Source organism: Pseudomonas sp. B22129 (assembly GCF_044218875.1).
Taxonomy (GTDB): domain Bacteria; phylum Pseudomonadota; class Gammaproteobacteria; order Pseudomonadales; family Pseudomonadaceae; genus Aquipseudomonas.
This window is the reverse complement of sequence record NZ_CP162592.1, coordinates 4795138-4816836: the sequence shown is the minus strand read 5'-3', so window position 1 is coordinate 4816836 and position 21699 is coordinate 4795138. Positions and strand designations below refer to the sequence as shown.

Here is a 21699-nt window from a genome sequence, read left to right as displayed (position 1 = left end):
AGCGAGGCTGCGATGGCGGTGGGGCAGGCGACCTCTCTGTTGACAGTGCCGCCGTCTTCGCAGGCAAGCCAGCTCCCACCTTTGACCGCATTCCAAAGGACGGACCCGGTTCCCTGTGGGAGCTGTCGAGCTTTAGCGAGGCTGCGATGGCGGTGGGGCAGGCGGCATATCTGTTGGCAGTGCTGCCGCCTTCGCAGGCAAGCCAGCTCCCACATTTGACCGCATTCCAAAGGATGGACTCGGTTTACTGTGGGAGCTGTCGAGCTTTAGCGAGGCTGCGAAGGGATCGCCTCGGTTTCACTGACAAACCGAGGTGCCTGTATCGCAAACCAGCTCCCACATTTGAACGGTGTTGCAGGGGCGAACTCAGGCTTTGGCGGCCATTGCGGTGACTTCCACGCGCATGCCTTCGACGGCCAGTGCGGCCACGCCTACGGCGGCGCGAACCGGCCATGGTTTGGCGAAGAAGCGCTTGTAGACTTCGTTGAACGCCGCACGGTCAGCCATGTCGGTCAGGTAGATGGTCAGGTGCATGACCCGGTCCATGGAGCTGCCGGCTTTTTCCAGCGCGACTTTCAGCGCTTGCAGGGTGCATTCGCTTTGCAGGGTGATATCGCCCAGTTCCAGGCTGCCGTCGGCGCGGGTCGGGACTTGGGTGGAAACCAGGATGCCGTTGAAGCCGATGACGTCGGAAGAAATGGAGTCTGCGTCGGGATCGGGAGTGAAGGACAGGTCGTGGTTGGCCATGGGCGCCTCTTGTTGGCAGGAACAGAAAGGCGCCCATGGTCCCCGAAAATGCCCGCAGGGGCAAACCGCCGGTTATGGCCAGCGCTTGAACAGCACGCTGGCATTCACCCCGCCAAAGCCGAAGCCATTGGACAATGCGTATTCAATCGGCAAATGCCGCGCTTCACCGCGCACCATGTCCAAACCCTCGGCCAGGGCGTCCGGGTTTTCCAGATTCAGCGTGGCGGGCGCAACCTGATCACGCAGGGCAAGCACGGTGAAGATCGCTTCAATGCCGCCCGCTGCACCGAGCAGATGGCCTGTCGCGGATTTGGTCGAGCTGATCGCCGGAGTGCCACCGGTTCCAAAGACTGTCCTGATCGCCGCCAGTTCGCCCTTGTCACCCACGGGCGTAGAGGTGGCATGAGCGTTCAGGTGCTGCACCTGCGATGCTTTGATCCCCGCCTGACGCAACGCCTGAACCATGGCCCTGCGTGCACCGTCGCCGTCTTCAGGGCCGGCGGTCATGTGATAGGCATCGGCGCTCGTGCCATAACCGACCAACTCGGCAATCGGCTGCGCGCCACGGGCCAGGGCGTGTTCCAGCTCTTCAATCACCAGAATCCCTGCGCCTTCACCCATCACGAACCCGTCGCGGGCCTGATCGAAAGGCCGTGAAGCGAGCTCCGGCGTTTCGTTGAAGTCACTGGACAGCGCCCGCGCCGCCGCAAACCCGGCGAGGCTGACCCGATGAATCGCCGCTTCGGCACCGCCGCACACGGCCACGTCGACTTCCCCGGCGCGAATCATCCGCGCCGCGTCACCAATCGCCTGCACGCCGGCCGCACAGGCAGTGACCGGCGCGCCCAACGGGCCTTTCAAACCGTAGTTGATCGACACATGCCCGGCCGCCATGTTGCTCAGAAATGACGGGATGGTGAACGGAGAAAGACGCCGCGGGCCTTTGCTGTCGGTGGTGCGCACGGCTTCGGCGATGGCCGGGAACCCGCCGACGCCCGACGCGATGATCGTCGCGGTGCGTTCCTGTTCTTCAAGAGTTTTCGGCGCCCAGCCGGCTTGCTTCAACGCTTCATCCGCCGCCGCCAGGGCGAACAGAATGAAACGGTCCATCTTGCGCTGCTCCTTGGCGGCCAACAGACGGTCCGGGTCGAAACCGGCTTCAGGGTCCTGCTCCACGCTCTGCACCTGGCCGCCGATGCTCACGGCCAGATCGCCGATCAAGTCTTCTGGCAGGCGCCGGATGCCTGATTGCCCGTTCAACAGGCGTTGCCAGGTGGCTTCGACGTTCGCTCCGAGTGGCGTCAACGCGCCCATGCCTGTCACGACAATACGTTTACTCATGATCAATCGACTCCTGTTGCGTTGAGGGATACACACCTGTGGACGTCACTATCATCATGAAAGTAACATGGCGTCACACAACTGTGTAATCACCCACGGGAATCCCCATGCAGCGCAAATCCCTTACCAGCGACGAATGCCCCATCGCCCGCAGCCTCGAACGCGTCGGCGAATGGTGGAGCATGTTGATCATGCGCGACGCGTTGCAGGGCTTGCGCCGCTTCGATGAGTTTTCCCGCAGCCTGGGCATCGCGCCGAACATGTTGACACGGCGCCTGAACGCGCTGGTGGAGGCGGGCATGCTCGAGCGCAGGCCGTACAGCGAGCGGCCGCCGCGCTACGAATATGTGCCGACGGCCAGAGGCGAGGATTTTCGTATGGTGCTGATGGCGATGGTTGCGTTTGGCAATCGGCATTTTGCCGAGGAGGGCACCAGCGTCGAGCTGGTCGATCACGAGACTGGCTGCACGGTGCAGCCGATGCTGGCCAACGCTGAGGGCGAGGTGGTGACGCTGGACCGCTGCAGGTTGCAGGCCGGTCCAGCCGCCAGCGCGGGAATGCGCCAGCGGCTGGGGTCAGTTACAGCAGAGTGAACGGATAGTCGACGATCAACCGCAGCTCATTGAGCTTGCCGTCACGCTGGTCGGCGTTTGATGACACCATGGCGTCGCGCACGCGAAACGACAGGTTTTTCGCCGGGCCGCTTTGCAGCACGTACTTGGCTTCCACATCGGTCTCGTGGTGGTCGCCGTTGGCACCGTAATCACCCACATACGCGCTGTTGGCCGGGGTGTGCGTGCCATCGATGCCCGAGCCGTTGACGTAGCGGGTCATGAAGCTCAGGCCCGGCACGCCGAAGCTGGCCATGTTCAGGTCATACCGAATGCCCCAGGACTGCTCGCCCGGGCCGTTGAAGTCACCCCACTGGATCGAGTTGGCCAGGAACACCGAGTCGCCACCTTCACCCGCGCCGTTGCTCCCGGTGCCGATGTAGTCGAACGGCGTGTCGCCGTGCACTTTCTGGAACGACAGCGTCAGCGTATGGGCCTGCAGGAACGAATAGGCCGCCGCCAACGAGTACGTGGTGTTGTTGATCGCACCGGCCTTGGCGCTGCCGGTGTCGAGCGTGCGGTACAGGTTGCCGTCCAGCGCCAGCGACTGGTCATGACCCAGCGGCAACACGTAGTTAAGGTTGGTGTAGTACTGACGCCAGATGTCTTCCAGCTCGCCCGCATACACCGTTGCACTCAGGGACGGGGTGAAGGTGTATTTGCCGCCGATGAAACTGGCGCTGTTGGCGGCCACGTTGGCGTAGGTCGCGTAGATATCGTGGTCGTGGTTGCTGGTCATGCCACTGTTGGTACTGGTGAAGTGCCCGGCTTCCAGGTCCAGCCCGGCGATTTCGCTGCTGGTCAGGTCAAAGCCCGTCGCGGTCTGCGGCAGTATGCGCGTGCCGCCGGTGGCGAAGACCGGCGCGGTGGGCTGCATGTCACCGAATTTCAGCTGGGTCTTGGAAATCTTGATTTTCACCGCAGCGCCCACCGAGCCGTAGCCGTCTTTGGGGTCGCCATTGCGGTCGGTCGGCAGGTTGCCGGTGTTGTTGTCTTCGTGGGTCGCGTCGAGCTTCATGGCGCCGTAAGCGTAGGCGTCCACGCCAAACCCGATGGTGCCCTGGGTGAAGCCCGAGGCGTAGTTGAGCATCGCGCCCTGGGTCCAGTCGCGGTTGTCGGCCTTGCCGCTTTGGCGGTCGCGGTCGAAGTAATAATTGCGCAGCAGGCCGGTGATGCTGCTGCCTTCGATGAACCCCTTGGAATCGGCTTGGTCGGACACCGACTCGGCGAGGGCGACCTGGCTGATACCGGCGCACAGTGCCAGTGTTAACAGGCTCAACTGTTTGTTCATGTTTTTACTTCCCCGGAATAATTAACGCGCGCACAGAAACACCGCACTTTATTTGGACAATGCATTAGGTTTTATGGGCAGGGTTTGAAGTGAGGCGTTGCCGTTTTTATTGTGTTCGGCGTGTTTGCCGAAGCTGATTCTAAGCACAGTTCGCGCGGGCTGCAGCGATGAAACTGATTAAACTCGATTAATTAAACTTCACATTGTTTAATCGCCGGCAGGCGTAGCGTTGTTCCTGTCTTAGCCGCTCTGCTTCGACAAAAACCTTTGGTTTGCCGCCGCAGGCTCTGCGGCGGATTTTTTCGTGGGCGGTATTTTTAATGCGCGGGTTAGTTGAACTAATTTATGCTTGTGTATCGGTGTGAACACTTTAGTCGAGACGCCCCATGAGCATGAAAACCACGCTGCCCGAGGCCATTCCCGGCGCTCGCCCGGTGCACCTGCCCGCGCTGATCGCCTTTGAATGTGTGGCGCGGCACATGAATTTTGCACGGGCGGCAGCCGAGCTTGAAGTCACGCCCACCGCCATGTCCAAAACCATCAAGCAACTGGAGGCGCAACTGGGCGTGCGCCTGTTCAACCGCACCACCCGCAGCGTGGCCTTGACCGAGTCCGGCAGCCAGTTACTCGACACCCTGGCGCCGGCGCTGGAGCAGATCCGCTTCTCGGTGCAGCAGGTCCACGACACCGCCACGCGGCCCTACGGCGCGCTGAAAATCAACAGTTCTTACGTCGCCTATGCCTCGCTGATCGAGCCGCATGTGCCGGCCTTTCTCGCGCACTACCCGGACATCACGCTGGATATCTCACTCGACAATGGCCTGAACGACATCATCGGCGAGGGCTTTGACGCCGGTGTTCGCCTGGGCCAGGCCTTGCAGCGCGACATGATTGCGGTACCGCTGGGCGCGTCACAGCCGATGGTGGTGGTCGGCACACCGCAGTATCTGGCGCAATCAGCACCCTTGAATACGCCCGAAGACTTGCTGGAACACGACTGCATCCGCCAGCGCCTGAGCAGCCGCGGGCCGTTCATGGACTGGACGTTTCGCATCGGCAAGGCCAATGTCGAGATCGAGGTGAAAGGGCGCCTGGTGCTGGATGAAATGCGCACCACCTTGTCGGCGGCGCAATTGGGCTGTGGCCTGGCCATGGTGTTCCGGCCGTTTGCCGAAAAACAAATCGCCAGCGGCCAGTTGGTTGCGCTGCTGGAAAAGTACGCAGCGCCCGCTGAAACCTTCCATCTGTATTACGCCAACCGTGCGCAAATGCCCGGAAAGCTCCGGGCATTTATCGACTTCTTTCAAGCCTCCAACCGTCAGGCCACCGAGTAACCACCATCGGCCAACAGGGCGTGGCCCGACACGTAGCTCGAATCTTCCGAGCCGAGGAAGGCCACCACGGTGGCCATCTCTTCAGCCGTGCCAAAACGGCTGGCTGGCGTGTTGGCGGCAAACGCCTGCTGGGCCTCCACCGAAGGCCAGATCCCGCGATGGTGGAACGGGGTTTCAATCAGCCCCGGGCACAGCGCGTTGACCCGCACGCCCTGCTTGAACCATTCGATGGACGCGGTTTTTGTCATGCCGACCACCGCATGCTTGGTACCGATGTACAGCGCCGCCGTGTCGAAACCGATCACGCCGCCCATGGATGCATTGTTGATGATGCTGCCAAAACCCTGTTCGAGCATGACTTTGGCCTCGTATTTCATGCAGTTGAATACCCCGCGCACATTGGGTTCGAACACCAGGTCGAAGCGCGCGTTGTCCTGCTCGATCAGTGGCGCGAATACGCCCTCGGTGCCGGCGTTGTTGAAGGCAATGTCGAGCTTGCCGTAGGTGCTCACGGCAAATTGGACCATGGCGATGATGTCGGCTTCGCAGGTGACATCGACCACGATGGAGACGGCAATCCCGCCTTCAGCGGTGATCTGGGCCACCACGTCGTCCAGTTCACTTTGACGGCGCGCCGCCGCGACAATTTTGGCGCCGCGCCGGGCGAGCACAAGGGCGGTGGCACGGCCGATGCCGGAACTGGCGCCGGTAATCAGCGCGACTTTGCCTTCGAGTTGGCGGGCAGTGGATGAGGTCATGGGAAGCTCCGTTCGTGTGCGGCGCAAGGCGGTGTGCTTGCGCTATGGGCACAGGTTACGGTGAAGAATTACCTCCGATAATCCACGTAAAACTCATCGAGTTGCGAGCTTAAAGTTCATTATTTCTGTCGCCGCAACCAATTGTCCGCATGTAACAAGACTGTTGCACTTGCCGTCCAATAATCCGGCTCCCATGCCGTAACAGGAGAAGGTCATGCAGGTGAACCCGGTCGACAGCACCCCCAAGGCGGGCGATAACCCCAACTGGAACAAGGCGGTTTCCAGGGCAGTGGACAACCCGTCTGGCGACAACAGCCTCGGGCCGGATACCAAGCGGCCGCCCGGTGACTTTCGTACCGCGCAACAGATCATCGATGACAACCCCCTGTTGAAAAACCTCGGAAACCAGAGCGGCGTGAAAGACAAGCTGCGTGAGCGCGTGGGGGATTTCGAGCACGACCCGGACGCCGCCTACCGTGCCAGCCGCGTGCTGGAGCACGTCGAAAAACTCGACGAAAACGGCAAACCCACGGTTAAACGCGCAGAACTCAACGACGCCGGCAACGGCAAGATCGACGGGTTCACCAAGGGCGGTGACGCACGCCATGGCACCGAAGCCGGGCGCCTGCAGGACTTCGGCAAGTACGGCTGGGACACCCTCAAAGGCACGCTGCCGGTGAGCAAACCCAAGGCCCCGCCAAAGGGTGATGCACCCTCCAACCACTTGCCATTGCCCGGTGAAGGGCGCCCGGTGGGCGACACGCGCAGCGCGCAGCAAATCATCGACGACAACCCGCTGCTCAAGAACCTCGGCAACCAGAGCGGCGTGAAAGACAAGCTGCGTGAACGCGTCGGTGACTTTGAGCATGACCCGGACGCCGCCTGGCGCGCGGCCCAGGTGCTCAACTACGTCGAGAACTATGACGAGACCGGCAAACACATCGAAGGCGGTGAGGTGGGCAATGGCCGCATCGACGGGTTTACCAAGGATGGCGAAGCGCGCCACGGCACCGAGGCCGGGCGCCTGCAGGACTTCGGCAAATACGGCTACGACAACCTCAAGGGCCTGGACGGCAACAGCGCCGACGACCAGATCAAGGACCTCAACGCCAAGGCCACCGAAGACGCGGTGAAAGCCGCCGGTGGGGATGCCTCCAAGGTTGGCGCCGACTACTTTGTCAGCGGCAACAGCAGTGCCAGTGGCGCGGACAAGACCGCAGCCATCATTCAATTGTCCACGGGCCTGGCCAACTACAAGGCCGGCGCCGACGCCTTCGCGCACCAGGGCCCGGACGGCGCCAATCAGTGGGCCGGTGACGGCAAGTCGCCGGGCCAGCAGCGCGAAGACTTCATCAACGATGTACAAAGCCGTATCGACACGCTCAGCAAGGACCCGGACGTCCAACAGTTCCTCAACACCCAGGGCATCGAGCAGCTGCAGAAAACCGTCGCCGCCGACCCGGCCCTGAAAGCCGAGATGGAGCGGCGCCTCGAAGCCTCATCCAGCACCGATGCGCTGGAAAGTGCGTTTGCTACCAAGGGCGCCAGTACCACGGACGCGCTGTCGAGTTTTATCAAATACCCGGACTTCTACGCCCAGGCCCTCGGCAAGCAGCCGGACTACAAAAAAGCCCTGGAAAATGCCCCGCAAGAAATCAAGGACAAGGTCAAGGCCGAATACGCGCACATCACCTCCGGCAAGGAAATCGACGACCTGATCGCCAGCGGCGTGCCAGCCGACAAGGCGGTGATTCAGTCCGGTGTGAACAAGGCTGTTTTCGACGCCGTGCTCGACGATAAAACCGTGCAGGCGGGCAGTGCGACCTTCAACGATGCCGCCGCCAAGCTGGGTCGCGAGGACTTGCTCAAGGGCCAGACCATCGACGACTTCTACCGGGGCCTGGGCGTCACTGGCGCCAATGACCCGCGCCTTGAGCAGGTCATCAACGACAACATTGCCGCGTTCACCGTGCCCGGCGAAGCGCCACCGAAAACCGCCGACATCATCAGCGGCATTCGCGCGGTGGAAGACGCCATGCGTGGCGGCGCCAAGTTTGATGACGCGATCAAGAAAGTCCAAAGCAGCTGGGGTGGCAAGCTGCCCGCCGGGGTGAGCGCAGCCTACAAGGCCGGGGTGATGCACGGCGTGTCCGGCGTGTTGCTGGCCGGCGCCATCGGTACGCGGATCGCCAGCGGCAAGGGTGGCAGCACGGCGCAGACGGTCGGCCAGTCGTTTCAGGCGGCGGGGCTGTTGATGGAGGGCGGGGCCAAGTTCGTCCAGGACCAGTTCGACCGCACCAAGCAGGGCACGTACAAGTTTGATGCGCCCAAATTCGTCAAGGATGTGGAGAACGTCGGCAAGAGCCTGGGGGGCGTCACCGGTAACGTGTTGGGTTTGGTCACCGGGGCGATTTCGGCGAAGAACTCGGCGCAGAGTGGCGATAAAGTCGCTGCGGGCTTTCAGGGAACGTTTGCCGGCCTCAATGGTTTGTCTGCCGTGGCCGGGGCCGTGGAAGTCGCCACCTATGTGGTGCCGCGCATCACCACCGTGGCCGCAGGCGTTGCCGAAGCCGCAGGCGTCATCGGCGGGGCGGCGGGCGCGCTGGCCGGTGCGGTGGGTGGTGTGGCGGCGGTGGGCGGGCTGATCTACGCGATCATTGCCGACATCAAGGCCGACAACGCGCGCAAGAAACAGCAAGAAGACTGGTACAAGGGGCTCACGGATCAATTCAAGGGGTTTGGCGTCACGCCGCCGCCGCTGGATGTGATTACCGCACCGAAAAATGGCTACGTGGATGTGGGTAATCCGAGTGCCAACTACTGAGTGATAGACACCTGTGCCGGAACCCGGCACAGGTTTCTGGCTGTCAGGCGCCTGCTACACCTTTGCCGACCATGTCCCCGGGAACGATGATCCGGTCGTAATCCTGCTCGCTGATTTTGCCGGATTTCAAGGCGGCGGCCTTGAGTGTCGAGCCCGTGGCCTGGGCATCTTCGGCAATGTGCGCCGCGTTCTGGTAGCCGATCACCGGCGACAGCGCCGTCACCAGCATCAGGTTGTTGTCCAGGTAGCCCTGGATTTTTTCGCGGTTGAGGTCCGTGCCTTCCACCGAATAGGTACGGAATTTCTCGCAGCCGTCGGCGAGGAGGGTCGCCGAGTGCAGGAAGTTGTTGATGATGATCGGGCGCATCGCGTTCAGTTCGAAGTTGCCCTGGCTGCCGGCGAAGGCAATGGCGGTGTCGTCGCCGATCACCTGAATCGCGATCATCACCATGGCTTCGCACTGGGTCGGGTTGACCTTGCCGGGCATGATCGAGGAACCGGGCTCGTTGGCCGGCAGTTGCAGTTCGCCAAAGCCGCAGCGCGGGCCTGAGGCGAGCCAGCGCATGTCGTTGGCGATTTTCATCAGCGCCACCGCAGCACCGCGCAACGCTGCACTGGCCCTGACCATGGCGTCGAGCGAGCCTTGGGCCATGAATTTGTTCGGCGCGGTGACGAAGGGCTTGCCGGTGAGTTCGGCAATTTTTGCGGCGATAGTTGCCGAAAAACCAGCCGGCGCGTTCAAGCCGGTGCCGACGGCAGTGCCGCCCAGCGCCAGTTCGTAGAGGCCTTCACGGCTGTGTTCGATCTCGGCGGTGCAACGGCGAATCTGTGCGGCCCAGCCGCTCCATTCCTGGCCGACCGACAGCGGCGTGGCGTCTTGCAGGTGGGTGCGGCCGACCTTGATCACGTCCATCCAGCCCTTGGCTTTGGCCTCGATGGTTGCGGCCAGGTGGTTCAGTTCCGGCACCAGGCGGTCATCGATCAGGGTCACGGCGGCGATGTGCATGGCGGTGGGAAAGCTGTCGTTGGAGGACTGGCCCATGTTTACGTCATCGTTCGGCCCCACGGGCTGCTGGCTGCCGAGGGTGCCGCCGAGCAACTGAATCGCGCGGTTGGACAGCACTTCATTGACGTTCATGTTTGACTGGGTGCCCGAGCCGGTTTGCCACACGTACAGCGGGAAGTGCTCGTCGAGCTTGCCGGCGATGGCTTCGTCGGCGGCCTGCACGATGGCGTCACGCTTGTGTTGCGGCAGGCGCCCGGCGGCGGCGTTGACCAGCGCACAGGCTTTTTTCACCACGCCGTAGGCGTGATACACCGCTTTGGGCATGCGGTCATTGCCGATGGAAAAATGCTGCAGGGAACGCTGGGTCTGCGCGCCCCAGTATTTGTCGGCGGGCACCTCAACGCTGCCCATGCTGTCGAATTCACTGCGGTTGCCGGTGGCCTCCAGGCCGATTGGAATGTCTGTCATCTCTTAACCCTCATCAGATAAATGGCGTTCAGGTTGAACTGCCAGCGCGAGCAACAAGCCCACGGCGATGGCAGCACTGACAATCACCGTGGTGATGGCCAGCGAAGTGGTGTCAGCGATCAAAACCACGGGGGAATCGGCGCCGAGCGACATCAATTGCAAACCGCCCATACCGGCGCGAAAACCATAGGAGCCCGGGACCAGCGCAACGATGCCGGGAAATGCAAACGCCACCGGCGGTACCCGCAGGCGGGCCCCGGCGATCAGTGCGACCAGGCCGGCAGCGAACGCGCCGAGCAGTGATGCACAGGCCAGGTCCAGCCCGTGGTGCTGCGCCAGCGTGCGCAGGCCATGGGCCGCCATGCCACACAGCACGCACACCCACAGCGCGCGCCAGGGCACATTGAAAAACAGCGCGTAACCGGCCGCAGCGGTGGCTGCAAACACGACGTCCTGGCCCAACGGCAATGAGCCCGGCCCGCTACCGACCGGCACGCTGTCGCCGGCCAGGGCAGCGGCGATGAACAGTGCAAAGCTGATCACCAGCACCGTAATCGCCCCGCTGGCAATCCGCGCCAGGCCGCTGTCGGGATGGCCGCTGACCAGGTCGCGCACGCCGTTGATCAGCGGCACGCCGGGCACCAGGATCATCCCGGCAGCGGTGAGGCACAGCACGGGAGAAACCCCTGGAAATGCGCGCAACACCAGGATGCTGGCCACGCCACTGAGTAACGCGGTGACAAACACCGTCGCCACGCCATTGAGTGAGTAACGGCCCAGCAGCCGGCGCAGCACTACGCTGAGCAACCCGGCGACAAACGCCGCCGCCACCACTGACCACTGCGCGCCAAACAGGCGGGCCAAGGATGCCGCCGTCATGGCAATGCCCAGCGTCATCACCGGCGCCGAGTGCTCGCGTGGTGCGCGTTCCACAGCATCGAGCCGGGTATCAATCGCTTGCGCTTTGAGCGTGCCCAGGCAAATGCCGTCAACCACGCGCTGCAAGGCCATCAGCGTGCCCATGTCCACGGTCATCGCGCTCAGGGCATGGCCGACTTTGGTCTGGAACTGCGCCTCGTCGCCCACCGTGACCAACAGTGCCTCGGCCGTGACCAGGACCTGCACCGGGTGGCCCAGGGCGCGGGCCACCTCGTACACAATGCGTTGCGTGTGCCGGGTGTCGGCGCCGTGGGTCAGCAGCATCCGCCCGATGCGCGCGCACAGATGGGCCACGCGCTCGAGTGGCACCTCAGACATTCTGCAAGCCCAGCACCTGTGCCGTGTCGGCGCGGGATGCGTGGCAAGCATCGCCGTCGGTTTTCAAATCCACGCCATAGGTGGGAATGATGGCCTGCAAGCGCGGCAGCCAGGCGTCTGGCGTGAGCTTGTCGGCGAAGCATTTTTGCAGCACTTGCAGCGAGATATGCGCGGCAGTGGAGGCGCCCGGGGACGCGCCTAGCAAAGCCACGATGGACTTGTCCTGCGCGGCAATCAGCTCGGTGCCGAAGACCAGTTGGCCGCCGCCATGGCCGGTGGGCTTGATGATCTGCACGCGCTGGCCGGCCACGGCTTCTTTCCAGTCGGCCTGGGTGGCGTTGGGGAAAAACTCCTTGAGCGAGGCGAAGCGCTCGTCGGCGGTCTGGGTGACCTGGCTGATCAGGTACTTTTCCAGGTCCCAGCTGTGCACGGCCACGTCGAGCATCGGCGCAAGGTTGGCAGGGCGGATCGACTTGAACAGGTCCAGGTAGGAACCAGACTTGAGAAACTTGCTGGAGAACCCGGCATACGGCCCGAACAGCATCGAACGTTTACCGCCGATGATGCGTGTGTCCAGGTGCGGCACCGACATCGGCGGCGAACCATGGGGGGCTTTGCCATAGACCTTGGCCTGGTGACACGCGGCCACTTCGGCTACATCACACCGCAGCCAGATGCCGCTGACGGGGAAGCCCGCATAACCGTGACCCTCGGGAATGCCGGATTTCTGCAACAGTTCGATGGACGCACCGCCTGCACCGATAAACACGAATTTGGCCTGGGTGGTTTGCGTGGCGCCGCTCGCCAGGTCTTTGACCTTGACCAACCATTGACCGTCGTCACTGCGGCCGAGGCCTACCACTTGATGCCCGTACTGCACGGTAAAACCCGGCTGTTTGGCCAGTTGGGCGACCAGCAAGTGGGTGAGGGCACCGTAGTCCACATCGGAACCGCTGATCATGTGCGTGGCGGCGACGATTTCCTTGGGGTCACGCCCTTCCATCACCAAAGGCGCCCAGCCGGCGATGACGTGCGGGTCTTCGCTGTACTCCATGCCGTGGTAACAGTGGTGGGCCGACATGGCCTGGAAGCGTTTGCGCAGGAAGTCGCGGTTTTCCTCGCCGGTCACAAAGCTCATGTGCGGGCAGGCATGAATGAACGCGCCAGGGTCGGCAATCGCGCCTTTGCGCACCAGGTAGGTCCAGAGCTGGCGGGAAATGTCGAATTCCACGTTCACTTCCAGCGCGTTGGCGATGTCTACCGTGCCGTCGGGTTTGAGCGGTGTGTAATTGAGCTCGCAATTGGCCGCATGGCCCGTGCCGGCGTTATTCCAGCCGTCGGAGCTTTCCTGGGCGCAGTCGTGCAGCGCCTCGTACATCGCGATTTCAAGGCCGGGCTCCAGCTCCTTGAGCAGGGTGCCGACGGTGGCGCTCATGATGCCGGCGCCGATCAGGAGTACATCAGCCGTTCGGGAAACAGTTGCTGGGGACATGGGGGTACCTTCAGTGTTTAATCTCGCTGGCATAGAGTGAGTGAGCATTCCGGCCGGGACGCGGGCGCTGTAAGCCGGGACACTTTTAAGGCATATCGACACGAATAATTTGCAGACCGTGGTTCGGTTGAATAGTTATTCGTTTTCCTTGATGGGAGGGCTGAAGGCCCCGTATTTCCTGAAAACAAGTGAAACTGTGTAACGCTTTTTTCTGACAATAGGGTGTCGCTTTAATTGCCGTCAAGTACATCTTTTTTGAAGCAGGGGGCATTCAGTTTATATTCAGACTGTTAACGGTTTAGTGATAAGGGTCGTCTAGATAACCGACCTGCCGGCCAACTTAAACTATTCGTTACTTTGTATAAGAACGTTCAATTTAAATAATGTTTACATACCGTTTTGGGTGTGACGTACGGACAACATCTTTATTCCCTGGGTGTTACTGAAGTAGGATGAAATTCACCCGCAATTGACTGACCGACCTCGGACCGCCCTCCATGACCCCCACATTGCTCGACGCGGTTCGCGCCTACGTTGAGGCCAACGCCGATGCCAACGGCGTGGCCCAGACGCCGGTGCCCGGTTTGACCACGATTCGTTCGAACACCCCCAGCGGCTTGCTCCATTCGATGCCCAACCCTTTGATCTGCCTGATCCTGCAAGGCACCAAGGAAGTGACCATGGGCACCCAGACGTTCACCTTCCACGCCGGGGATTCGTTGCTGATTACCGCCGATGTGCCGACGGTCAGCCAGATCACCCAGGCCAGCCCCCAGGCACCTTACCTGTCTATCGTGCTGGACCTGGACCCGACGGTGATTGCCGAGTTGTCGCTGCAGATCAAACCTCAACAGGCGTTGCCCGGCCTGGCGCTAAAGGCTGCCGAGCGCACCGACGCCCAGGTGGTGGACGCGGCACTGCGCCTGATGCGTATCCTGGATTTCCCGGCGTCCGGCCCGGTCCTGCACGCCCAGTTGGTGCGTGAACTTCACTACTGGTTGCTGGTGGGTCGCCATGGCGCGGCGATTCGTCAGTTGGGCTGTGTTGAAGGTCAGGCCCAGCGTGTGGCGCGGGCGGTGGCGGTGTTGCGGGCCGACTACAAGCGGCCATTGCCGGTTGACCAACTGGCGGCTACCGCCGGCATGAGCCCGTCATCCTTCCACCGGCATTTTCGCGCAGTCACGTCATTGTCGCCCCTGCAATTCCAGAAGAACCTGCGGTTGATCGAGGCGCGCCGAATGCTGTTGGCCGAAGGCGCCTCGGCCAGCAGCGCCGCATTCAATGTCGGCTATGAAAGCGTCTCGCAATTCAACCGCGAATACGCACGCATGTTCGGTTTGCCACCGATCAAGGACGTTGAAGCGTTCAAAGGTTGGGCCAAAGCGTCTGCCTGACGCATCAGCCGGGCTTGCTGCCACAACAAGCCCTTTCGCCACAGTTGGGAGGATTGGGCAAACAACACCCAGTTTCCGGCAACGCTCTGCGGCGCACCCCTTCCTATCATGGCCTCACACCCACTGAGGAGTTTTGCCATGACCCAGATCGCTATCGTTACCGGCGCCAGCCGCGGCCTCGGCCGCAACACCGCCTTGAGCATTGCCCGCCGTGGCGGGGATGTGATCGTTACCTACCAGCGCCGTGCCGAAGACGCACTGGCCGTGGTCGCCGAAATCCAAGCCCTGGGCCGCAAAGCGGTGGCCTTGCAACTGGACACCGGCGATGTGACAGGCTTTGCCTCGTTCGCCACCGCCTTGCGCGCCGTACTGCGCGATACCTGGCAGCGCGAAAGCTTTGACCACCTGGTGAACAACGCCGGTCATGGCGACTACGCCCTGATCGACCAGACCAGCGAAGCGCAGTTCGACGGTTTGGTGAATGTGCATTTCAAGGGCGTGTATTTCCTGACCCAGACCTTGCTGCCGCTGATCGCCGATGGTGGCCGTATCGTCAACCTGTCCAGCGGGCTCACCCGTGTGTCCTTCCCGGGCTACGCTGCCTATGCGGCGGTCAAGGCCGCCGTTGAAGTGCTGTCGATCTACATGGCCAAGGAGTTCGGCAGCCGTGGCATTGCGGTGAATACCGTGGCACCGGGCGCCATCGAGACTGATTTTGGCGGCGGCGCGGTGCGCGATAACCCCGACGTGAACAAGATCTTTGCCGACATGACAGCCCTGGGCCGCGCCGGTGTGCCGGACGATATCGGCCCGATGATTGCCAGCCTGTTGGCCGAGGACAACCGCTGGGTCAATGCCCAGCGCATTGAAGTGTCCGGCGGCCAGGGCATCTGACTGAACCCCCAACCCTTCCACGAGGTTTTAGCCATGTCGAACGTAGCATTTTTAGGTATCGGGGCCATGGGGTCGCGCATGGCGTTGAATTTGCTCAATGCCGGCCACCGGGTAACCGTATGGAATCGTGCGCCTGAGGCGGCCGATGAACTGGTGGCCAAGGGCGCACAGCACGCCAGCAGCCCGAAAGACGCGGCCAAAGGCGCCGAGTTTGTGTTCTCGATGGTGCGTGATGACGGTGCATCGCGCCAGGTGTGGCTCGACCCGCTGAAGGGCGCGTTGGCGGGGATGGCCAAAGGCGCGGTGGCAATTGAAAGCTCGACCCTGTCGCCACATTGGGTGCGTGAGTTGGGTGGCGAAGCCGCCGCGCATGGCGTGTCGTTGCTCGAAGCACCCGTGTCGGGCTCCCGCCCACAGGCTGAAACTGCTCAGCTGGTGTATTTGTTGGGCGGTGATGCCCAGACCTTTGAGCGCGCACGGCCCTTGTTGAATGTACTCGGTTCTTCCCTGCACCTTGTCGGCCCGTTGGGCGCAGGCGCACTGACCAAATTGGGCACCAATGCGTTGCTCGGCGTGCAAGTGGCCGTGCTGGCGGAGTTGATGGGCATTCTGCAGCGCGCCGGCGCGGATGCGGCGCGGGTGTTCGAGGTGATCGGCGGCACGCCCGTGTCGAGTGCGGCGGCGCGGCAGATGGTCGGCTTGATGCTTGCGGGCGATAACGCACCGAGATTCCCGGTGGAATTGATGGAAAAAGACTTCGGGTATGCCCTCGACGCAGCAGGCTCCGCTGACGCTGCGCCGACCATTGCGGCGGCGCACGGGGTGTTTCAGCACGGCATGATCGAAGGCCTGGGCCAGGCGAATATCACCAGCGTCGCCCAATTGTTTACGCAGTAACAACCCACCTGAACGGTAAACACCTCCCGCGTGGAGGGGTTTGCCGTACCGGACTATTCAGAATAACGCCGGGCCAGTTGCGGTGATTGCCCTGCGAAAGCGCCAAGGCTGGCACTCGCTGCGATGCCGAGCAGTTCGGCATGCTCCACACCGGGTGCGCAGACCACTTCCCCGAGCGCCAACCCGCGCAGGCTGGCGGTGACCACATCATCGGCGGCCATGCGTGGCACGGCGCTCAAGTCCATACCCTGGCGTTCATGGAATTCGGTAGCCACTACGCCCGGGCACAGCACCTGCACCTTCAGGCCCTGACCCTTGAGTTCCTCGTGCAGCGTCTGCGAAAACGCCACTAAATGCGCCAGCGTCCCGGTATACACCGCGCGCCGCACGGGCAGTTGCTCCAGGGGCGCCGGGCCGCTGTAGGCGAGCATGCCGGCCACGTTGATCACGGTTCCGCCGCCGCGTGCCAGCATGCCGGGCACGGCGGCGTGGGCCAGCAGGGTCGGGGCGAGGACTTTAACGTGCAGCAGTTCGCTGGCCTTGTCCGTGGGCAAATCAGCGAATGGCATGTAATGGGCGACGCCCGCGTTGTTGACCAGCAAGGTAAGGGGTTCGTTCGCACATGCGGCAGCCACTGTATCGATACCGGCGCGGGTGGCGAGGTCGGCAACCAGCGGGCGAACGCTGACCTGGGGCAGGGCGCTGGCCAGTGCTTCGAGCCGTTCACGACGGCGCGCGACCACAATCAGGTCATAGCCCAGTGCTGCGAGCTGCACGGCAAAGGCGCGGCCGATGCCAGAAGAGGCGCCGGTGACGAGGGCCAATGGACGGATAGTGATGGGGGTATCAGACATGGTTCCAGCCTCTTTAAAGGAGTGTTGCTGGTTGAAAACGATACGGCTAACCTGCGGCAATCGACATGCCTGGATCCGGCCATTTCTTGCCTGATCTTGTCAGGGCATCGGGAGAACACCATGCACGCCCTCGACGCGTTACGCGATGCCGTCAGCCGTCATTTATCACGCAGCCCGGATTCCGGCCCCTGCCTCACCGGCATCGACGGCGTGGTCCTCATGCGTGCCCAGGCGGAACGGCACCCGACGCACCTGGTGCATCAGCCTGCCATCTGCATGGTGCTGCAAGGCGCGAAGTGGACCGCATTCGGCGAGCAGCGCCAGGAATACCGGGCGGGCCAGGCAAGAATAGTCAACGTGACGGTGCCGGGGTCGAGCCAGGTGGTGGAGGGCGATAATCATGCGCCGTACCTGAGCCTGGTCGTGGTGTTCGACCAAGCCATCCTGAGTGAGGTGTACGAAAAGCTGGCCGGTGTGATCACGCCGTGCACCGGTGCGCCCGTGCCCGCATTTGCCATTGACCTGAATGCGCAATTGCTCGATTGCGCCAGGCGTATCGTCGATTTGCTCGACCAGCCGCTGGCCGCCGATATCCTGTTTCCAGGGCTGATGCGCGAGCTGTGTTACCTGTTGCTCAGTGGCCCGAGGGGCGACGTATTGGCCGGCCAGATCGTCTCGACGCAGCGCAATCAGAAGTTGATGCAGGTCTTGCAGGCGCTGCGTGTGCGTTATGCTCAGAGCCAATCCCTGGAGGCGCTGGCGGACATGGCCGGCATGAGTATTTCGGCCTTCCATCGCAGCTTCAAGGCACTGACTGGCATGACGCCGCTGGACTATCAGAAAAAAGTGCGCTTGATGGAAGCACGGCGGCTGATGATCACCGAGCGGGTATCAGCCGAAGCCACGGCCTACGCCGTCGGTTACGCCAGCGCCTCGCAGTTCAGCCGCGACTACGCGCGGATGTTCGGCCTGCCGCCCCGTCAGGACATCAACAAGCTGACGGGTATAAGCCAGCACGTTTGATTATTGGACAGGCCATGGGCGCCCGGTCGATGCTCGGCAGTCATCTTCCGGGAGTGCCCCATGACCGCTCAACGTCAACTCAAGCTCGGCGCCTTTATGCGTCCAGCCAGCATCCATACCGGTGCCTGGCGGTATCCAGGCGCATTTCGCGACGCCAATTTTAACTTCACTCACCTCAAGCGGTTTGCGCAAACGCTTGAACGGGCGCGCTTCGACGCGTTTTTCATGGCGGACCACCTGGCATTGTTGAACATGCCCGTCGAGGCGCTGAAACGCAGCCATACGGCGACGTCGTTCGAGCCGTTCACGCTGTTGTCCGCACTCAGCCAGGCCACCGAGCACATCGGGCTGATCGCCACGGCCTCGACCACTTACGACGAGCCGTTTCATATCGCCCGCCGCTTCGCCTCGCTGGATCACTTGAGCAACGGCCGCGCCGGCTGGAACGTCGTCACCACCGCCAACCCGGATGCCGCGTTGAACTTTGGCCTCAAGCAGGCGTACGCCCATGACGAGCGTTATGCCCGCGCCCGCGAGTTTTACGAGGTGGTCACGGGGCTGTGGGACAGCTGGGCGGACGACGCATTTATTCGCGATGCCGACAGTGGCGTGTACTTTGATCCCGACAAGCTGCATACCCTGGACCATCAGGGCCGCTACCTGAATGTGCGCGGCCCGCTGCACATCGCACGCCCGGTGCAGGGCTGGCCGGTGATCGTGCAGGCCGGGGCTTCCGAGCCCGGGCGGCAACTGGCTGCCGAAACCGCTGAAGTCATCTTTGTCGCACCGGGCACGCTGGAGGAGGGCAGAGCCTTCTACGCCGACATCAAACGCCGTATGCGCCTGATCGGGCGCAACCCCGGGCACTTGAAGATTTTGCCCGGTGCGTTTGTGGTGGTGGGGGACACGCGGGAAGACGCCAAGCGTATCCGCGCGCACCTCGACAGCCTGGTGCATGAGCAAAGCGCAATCGCTTCGCTGTCGGTGGCCCTGGGCACGGATGCGTCGAAATTCGACCCCGACAAGTTTCTACCGGCGATCCCTGAAACCAACGACAGCCAGAGTTCCCGTGAGCGCGTGCTGGCCCTGGCCGACCGCGAGCAACTGACCGTGCGCCAACTGGCCCAGCGCTTGGGTGGCTATGCCGGCCTGTCGTTTGTCGGTACAGCGCAAAGCATCGCCGATGAGATGCAACAGTGGCTGGACACCGAGGGCAGTGACGGCTTCAATATCATGTTCCCCTGGCTGCCGGGCGGGCTGGATGACTTCGCGGATAAAGTGGTGCCCGAGCTGCAACGGCGCGGGATTTTCCGCCGTGAGTATGAGGGCAGCACGTTGCGCGAAAACCTCGGGCTGCCACGGCCTGCCAACCGGTTTTTCCGCTAGCGTTGCTCCACCCGGTTGAGAAAGCGCCGGGTGCGATCGTTGTCGGGGTTCACCAGAATCTGCTGCGGCGAGCCGTCGGCGACGATCTTTCCGGCTTCCATGAATAACACGCGGTCGGCGATGTCTTGGGCGAACTGCATTTCGTGGGTCACCAGCAGCATGGTCATTTGCTGCTCGTGGGCAATGGCGCGAATCACCGCCAACACCTCGCCGACCAACTCCGGGTCCAGGGCCGAGGTGACTTCATCGAATAGCATCACCTGCGGCCGCATGGCCAGGGCGCGGGCAATCGCCACGCGCTGTTGCTGGCCACCGGAAAGCTGGCCGGGATAGGCATCGGCCTTGTGGCTCAAGCCCACCAGGCTCAGGTATTGGTCGGCGCGGGCGTTGGCCTCGTCACGCGAGAGCTTGACTACCCTGAGCGGCGCCTCGGTGATGTTTTCACGCACCGTCAGGTGCGGGAACAGGTTGAACTGCTGGAACACCATGCCGACGCGATGCACCACCGGCCTTCTGTGTGCGCCCGGCCAATGCCAGCGTCGTTGCGTGTCGGGCACGGCGGCACCTGCGACTTCAATCGTGCCGTGCTGGTAGGTTTCGAGCCCCTTGATCAAGCGCAACACGGTGGATTTGCCGGAGCCGCTTGGCCCGATCAACGCGACTTTCTGGCCTTGAGGGATACTCAGGTCAAGGTGGTCGATCACCCGCGTGCGGCCAAAATCCTTGACCACTTGCGTGAGCTGGATCTGTGCCGGCGCCAGGCTGAAGGGGTGGGAGAGATCAGTCATGGCGGCGCCTTTCGAGGTAGTTGAAAAACAGTGAAGTGGGCACGCTGATCGCCAGGAACATCAAGGCCATGACGGTGTAGGGCTCGTTGTAGCGGTAGGTCATGCCCGCAATCTGCTTGGCGGCCTGGAACAGCTCCGGAATGGTGATCACGGCGAGCAACGGGGTTTCCTTGAACATGCCGATCAAGTAATTGCCGAGAATCGGCAGCATCGGCTTCAACGCCTGGGGCAGCACGATGCGGCGCCAGGTGGTAGCCGTGTCGAAGTCCAGGGCCCTGGCGGCTTCCCACTGGCCCGCAGGCACGCCGTCGATGGCGCCGCGATAGGCCTCGGCAATGTAGGCGCCGTAATACAGGCCCAGCCCGATCACGCCGGTGGAGATCGCCGGGAGCGTGATGCCCAGCAACGGAAAGGCAAAAAACAGCACATACAACTGCACCATCAGCGGTGTATTTCGAAAGAAGCTCAGGTAGGCGCTGCTGGCCGCGTGCACGAGGCCGACGCGCGAGCGTTGTGCGATGGCCAGCACCAGGCCCAGCAGCACGGCGAGCAAAAAGCCCAGCACCACCACTTGGAAGGTGACCAGCAAACCGTGAAACAGGTCGGGCAGGATGGACCAGGCGAAGGCGTAATCAAAATTCATGTGCCTGGCTCCTGACGCCAGGCGGTGACGTGCCGCTCGTAGCGTTTGACCAGCCAGCTCAACGGCCAGGCCATCACGAAATAGCACACCAGCACGATGCTCCAGATCAGGGTCTGCTGGCCCAACGTGGTGACCAGTTGGCCGCCGGCAAATGTCAGGTCGCTTAAGGTAATCAGCGACACCAGCGAGGTGGTTTTCATCAACTCCACCAGTTGGTTGCCCAACGGCGGCAGCATGAACGGCAACGCTTGCGGCAGCAGGATGCGCCGAAAGGCAGTGACAGGGCCAAAGTCGAGGGCGCGAACCGCGTCCCGCTGGCCACGGCTGACGTTGACCAGCGCTGAGCGCACGATCTCCGAGCCATACGCCGAAAACGTCAGGCCCAAGCCGAGCACCCCGGTGGTCATCGGCGACAGGCTGATGCCAAACAGCGGCAGGATGAAAAATAGGTAGAACAGCAGCACCAGCGCCGAGATGCCGCGCAGCACTTCGACATACAGCGTGGCGATCCAGCGCAGCGTGCGTGAAGGCGACAGGCGCATCAGCGCGATCACGAACGACAGCACCAGCACCACCAGCTCGGCGAGAACGGTGATGTGCAAGGTGGTCAGCGCACCATGGGCCAACTGGAGCGCGATGAACGCTGCGCTATCCAGCGTTGCGGGGTCGACAAACATGGCCTTACTCGTGT

Annotated in this window: 19 protein-coding genes; 8 read left to right on the top strand and 11 right to left on the bottom strand. The window is 62.4% G+C overall.

Going from position 1 to position 21699, the window contains the following annotated elements:
• Window positions 1-366: 366 nt before the first annotated feature.
• Window positions 367-747 (bottom strand): RidA family protein, encoded by a 381-nt coding sequence (locus tag AB4P94_RS22225; RefSeq protein ID WP_016973982.1) that lies wholly within the window; start codon window positions 745-747, stop codon window positions 367-369.
• 72 nt (window positions 748-819) lie between these two features.
• Window positions 820-2088, bottom strand: coding sequence for a beta-ketoacyl-ACP synthase II (gene fabF / locus AB4P94_RS22220; protein WP_395607473.1), 1269 nt, complete (start codon window positions 2086-2088; stop codon window positions 820-822).
• 107 nt (window positions 2089-2195) lie between these two features.
• Here fabF and AB4P94_RS22215 point away from each other — a divergent pair, with 107 nt between their 5' ends.
• On the top strand, window positions 2196-2681 hold the full coding sequence (locus AB4P94_RS22215) for a winged helix-turn-helix transcriptional regulator (RefSeq protein WP_395607472.1): 486 nt from the start codon (window positions 2196-2198) through the stop codon (window positions 2679-2681).
• Here the strand turns inward: AB4P94_RS22215 and AB4P94_RS22210 are convergent.
• On the bottom strand, window positions 2668-3990 hold the full coding sequence (locus AB4P94_RS22210; protein WP_395607471.1) for an OprD family porin: 1323 nt from the start codon (window positions 3988-3990) through the stop codon (window positions 2668-2670). The two genes, AB4P94_RS22215 and AB4P94_RS22210, sit on opposite strands and share 14 nt — an antisense overlap.
• A 386-nt stretch (window positions 3991-4376) precedes the next feature.
• Between AB4P94_RS22210 and AB4P94_RS22205 the strand changes: the two genes are divergently transcribed.
• Complete coding sequence (locus tag AB4P94_RS22205) at window positions 4377-5324, top strand: LysR family transcriptional regulator (RefSeq protein ID WP_395607470.1); 948 nt, start codon at window positions 4377-4379, stop codon at window positions 5322-5324.
• Here the strand turns inward: AB4P94_RS22205 and AB4P94_RS22200 are convergent.
• A complete protein-coding gene (locus AB4P94_RS22200; protein WP_395607469.1) occupies window positions 5309-6082 on the bottom strand; it encodes an SDR family NAD(P)-dependent oxidoreductase in 774 nt (257 codons plus the stop codon). The genes AB4P94_RS22205 and AB4P94_RS22200 overlap by 16 nt on opposite strands.
• Window positions 6083-6296: 214 nt before the next feature.
• On the opposite strand from AB4P94_RS22200, the gene AB4P94_RS22195 reads away from it, so the two are divergent.
• On the top strand, window positions 6297-8906 hold the full coding sequence (locus tag AB4P94_RS22195) for a hypothetical protein (protein ID WP_395607468.1): 2610 nt from the start codon (window positions 6297-6299) through the stop codon (window positions 8904-8906).
• A 43-nt stretch (window positions 8907-8949) separates the two neighbouring features.
• Here the strand turns inward: AB4P94_RS22195 and fumC are convergent, their stop codons facing one another.
• From fumC to mqo, 3 genes are read right to left on the bottom strand one after another with little or no spacing between them, the layout of a single operon-like run.
• Window positions 8950-10380 carry a class II fumarate hydratase gene (fumC, locus tag AB4P94_RS22190; RefSeq protein ID WP_395607467.1) on the bottom strand — a complete coding sequence of 477 codons (1431 nt, stop codon included), beginning with the start codon at window positions 10378-10380 and terminating at the stop codon, window positions 8950-8952.
• Window positions 10381-10383: 3 nt separating this feature from the next.
• Window positions 10384-11637, bottom strand: coding sequence for a threonine/serine exporter ThrE family protein (locus AB4P94_RS22185; protein ID WP_395607466.1), 1254 nt, complete (start codon window positions 11635-11637; stop codon window positions 10384-10386).
• Window positions 11630-13129, bottom strand: a complete 1500-nt coding sequence (mqo, locus tag AB4P94_RS22180; protein ID WP_395607465.1) for a malate dehydrogenase (quinone) — start codon at window positions 13127-13129, stop codon at window positions 11630-11632. The genes AB4P94_RS22185 and mqo overlap by 8 nt, the downstream gene beginning before the upstream one ends.
• A 497-nt stretch (window positions 13130-13626) precedes the next feature.
• Here mqo and AB4P94_RS22175 point away from each other — a divergent pair, with 497 nt between their 5' ends.
• The 3 genes from AB4P94_RS22175 (at window position 13627) to AB4P94_RS22165 (ending at window position 16314) form a co-directional block, all read left to right on the top strand.
• A complete protein-coding gene (locus AB4P94_RS22175; protein ID WP_395607464.1) occupies window positions 13627-14523 on the top strand; it encodes an AraC family transcriptional regulator N-terminal domain-containing protein in 897 nt (298 codons plus the stop codon).
• A 138-nt stretch (window positions 14524-14661) separates the two neighbouring features.
• Window positions 14662-15417 carry an SDR family NAD(P)-dependent oxidoreductase gene (locus AB4P94_RS22170; protein WP_395607463.1) on the top strand — a complete coding sequence of 252 codons (756 nt, stop codon included), beginning with the start codon at window positions 14662-14664 and terminating at the stop codon, window positions 15415-15417.
• Between the two features lie 33 nt (window positions 15418-15450).
• A complete protein-coding gene (locus tag AB4P94_RS22165; protein ID WP_395607462.1) occupies window positions 15451-16314 on the top strand; it encodes an NAD(P)-dependent oxidoreductase in 864 nt (287 codons plus the stop codon).
• A 53-nt stretch (window positions 16315-16367) separates the two neighbouring features.
• Here AB4P94_RS22165 and AB4P94_RS22160 read toward each other — a convergent pair whose 3' ends face one another.
• Window positions 16368-17168 carry an SDR family NAD(P)-dependent oxidoreductase gene (locus AB4P94_RS22160; protein ID WP_395607461.1) on the bottom strand — a complete coding sequence of 267 codons (801 nt, stop codon included), beginning with the start codon at window positions 17166-17168 and terminating at the stop codon, window positions 16368-16370.
• Window positions 17169-17288: 120 nt separating this feature from the next.
• On the opposite strand from AB4P94_RS22160, the gene AB4P94_RS22155 reads away from it, so the two are divergent.
• The gene (locus AB4P94_RS22155; protein ID WP_395607460.1) at window positions 17289-18191 is read left to right on the top strand and encodes an AraC family transcriptional regulator N-terminal domain-containing protein; all 903 of its coding nucleotides are present in this window, start codon (window positions 17289-17291) and stop codon (window positions 18189-18191) included.
• A 60-nt stretch (window positions 18192-18251) separates the two neighbouring features.
• Window positions 18252-19577: an LLM class flavin-dependent oxidoreductase gene (locus tag AB4P94_RS22150; protein ID WP_395607459.1), complete on the top strand. Its 1326-nt coding sequence runs from the start codon at window positions 18252-18254 to the stop codon at window positions 19575-19577.
• On the opposite strand, the gene AB4P94_RS22145 is transcribed toward AB4P94_RS22150, so the two are convergent.
• The 3 genes from AB4P94_RS22145 to ehuC are packed head-to-tail and all read right to left on the bottom strand — an operon-like array spanning window position 19574 to window position 21685.
• Window positions 19574-20365, bottom strand: a complete 792-nt coding sequence (locus tag AB4P94_RS22145) for an amino acid ABC transporter ATP-binding protein (RefSeq protein WP_395607458.1) — start codon at window positions 20363-20365, stop codon at window positions 19574-19576. The two genes, AB4P94_RS22150 and AB4P94_RS22145, sit on opposite strands and share 4 nt — an antisense overlap.
• Window positions 20358-21008 carry an ectoine/hydroxyectoine ABC transporter permease subunit EhuD gene (gene ehuD, locus AB4P94_RS22140; protein ID WP_395607457.1) on the bottom strand — a complete coding sequence of 217 codons (651 nt, stop codon included), beginning with the start codon at window positions 21006-21008 and terminating at the stop codon, window positions 20358-20360. The genes AB4P94_RS22145 and ehuD overlap by 8 nt, the downstream gene beginning before the upstream one ends.
• Window positions 21005-21685, bottom strand: a complete 681-nt coding sequence (gene ehuC / locus AB4P94_RS22135) for an ectoine/hydroxyectoine ABC transporter permease subunit EhuC (protein WP_395607456.1) — start codon at window positions 21683-21685, stop codon at window positions 21005-21007. The genes ehuD and ehuC overlap by 4 nt, the downstream gene beginning before the upstream one ends.
• Window positions 21686-21699 lie beyond the last annotated feature (14 nt).

Excerpts from the sequence above, each read along its gene's own strand:
- AB4P94_RS22225 (WP_016973982.1), bottom strand. The coding sequence starts at position 747 with ATGGCCAACCACGACCTGTCCTTCACTCCCGATCCCGACGCAGACTCC.
- fabF (WP_395607473.1), bottom strand. The coding sequence starts at position 2,088 with ATGAGTAAACGTATTGTCGTGACAGGCATGGGCGCGTTGACGCCACTC.
- AB4P94_RS22215 (WP_395607472.1), top strand. The coding sequence starts at position 2,196 with ATGCAGCGCAAATCCCTTACCAGCGACGAATGCCCCATCGCCCGCAGC.
- AB4P94_RS22210 (WP_395607471.1), bottom strand. The coding sequence starts at position 3,990 with ATGAACAAACAGTTGAGCCTGTTAACACTGGCACTGTGCGCCGGTATC.
- AB4P94_RS22205 (WP_395607470.1), top strand. The coding sequence starts at position 4,377 with ATGAGCATGAAAACCACGCTGCCCGAGGCCATTCCCGGCGCTCGCCCG.
- AB4P94_RS22200 (WP_395607469.1), bottom strand. The coding sequence starts at position 6,082 with ATGACCTCATCCACTGCCCGCCAACTCGAAGGCAAAGTCGCGCTGATT.
- AB4P94_RS22195 (WP_395607468.1), top strand. The coding sequence starts at position 6,297 with ATGCAGGTGAACCCGGTCGACAGCACCCCCAAGGCGGGCGATAACCCC.
- fumC (WP_395607467.1), bottom strand. The coding sequence starts at position 10,380 with ATGACAGACATTCCAATCGGCCTGGAGGCCACCGGCAACCGCAGTGAA.
- AB4P94_RS22185 (WP_395607466.1), bottom strand. The coding sequence starts at position 11,637 with ATGTCTGAGGTGCCACTCGAGCGCGTGGCCCATCTGTGCGCGCGCATC.
- mqo (WP_395607465.1), bottom strand. The coding sequence starts at position 13,129 with ATGTCCCCAGCAACTGTTTCCCGAACGGCTGATGTACTCCTGATCGGC.
- AB4P94_RS22175 (WP_395607464.1), top strand. The coding sequence starts at position 13,627 with ATGACCCCCACATTGCTCGACGCGGTTCGCGCCTACGTTGAGGCCAAC.
- AB4P94_RS22170 (WP_395607463.1), top strand. The coding sequence starts at position 14,662 with ATGACCCAGATCGCTATCGTTACCGGCGCCAGCCGCGGCCTCGGCCGC.
- AB4P94_RS22165 (WP_395607462.1), top strand. The coding sequence starts at position 15,451 with ATGTCGAACGTAGCATTTTTAGGTATCGGGGCCATGGGGTCGCGCATG.
- AB4P94_RS22160 (WP_395607461.1), bottom strand. The coding sequence starts at position 17,168 with ATGTCTGATACCCCCATCACTATCCGTCCATTGGCCCTCGTCACCGGC.
- AB4P94_RS22155 (WP_395607460.1), top strand. The coding sequence starts at position 17,289 with ATGCACGCCCTCGACGCGTTACGCGATGCCGTCAGCCGTCATTTATCA.
- AB4P94_RS22150 (WP_395607459.1), top strand. The coding sequence starts at position 18,252 with ATGACCGCTCAACGTCAACTCAAGCTCGGCGCCTTTATGCGTCCAGCC.
- AB4P94_RS22145 (WP_395607458.1), bottom strand. The coding sequence starts at position 20,365 with ATGACTGATCTCTCCCACCCCTTCAGCCTGGCGCCGGCACAGATCCAG.
- ehuD (WP_395607457.1), bottom strand. The coding sequence starts at position 21,008 with ATGAATTTTGATTACGCCTTCGCCTGGTCCATCCTGCCCGACCTGTTT.
- ehuC (WP_395607456.1), bottom strand. The coding sequence starts at position 21,685 with ATGTTTGTCGACCCCGCAACGCTGGATAGCGCAGCGTTCATCGCGCTC.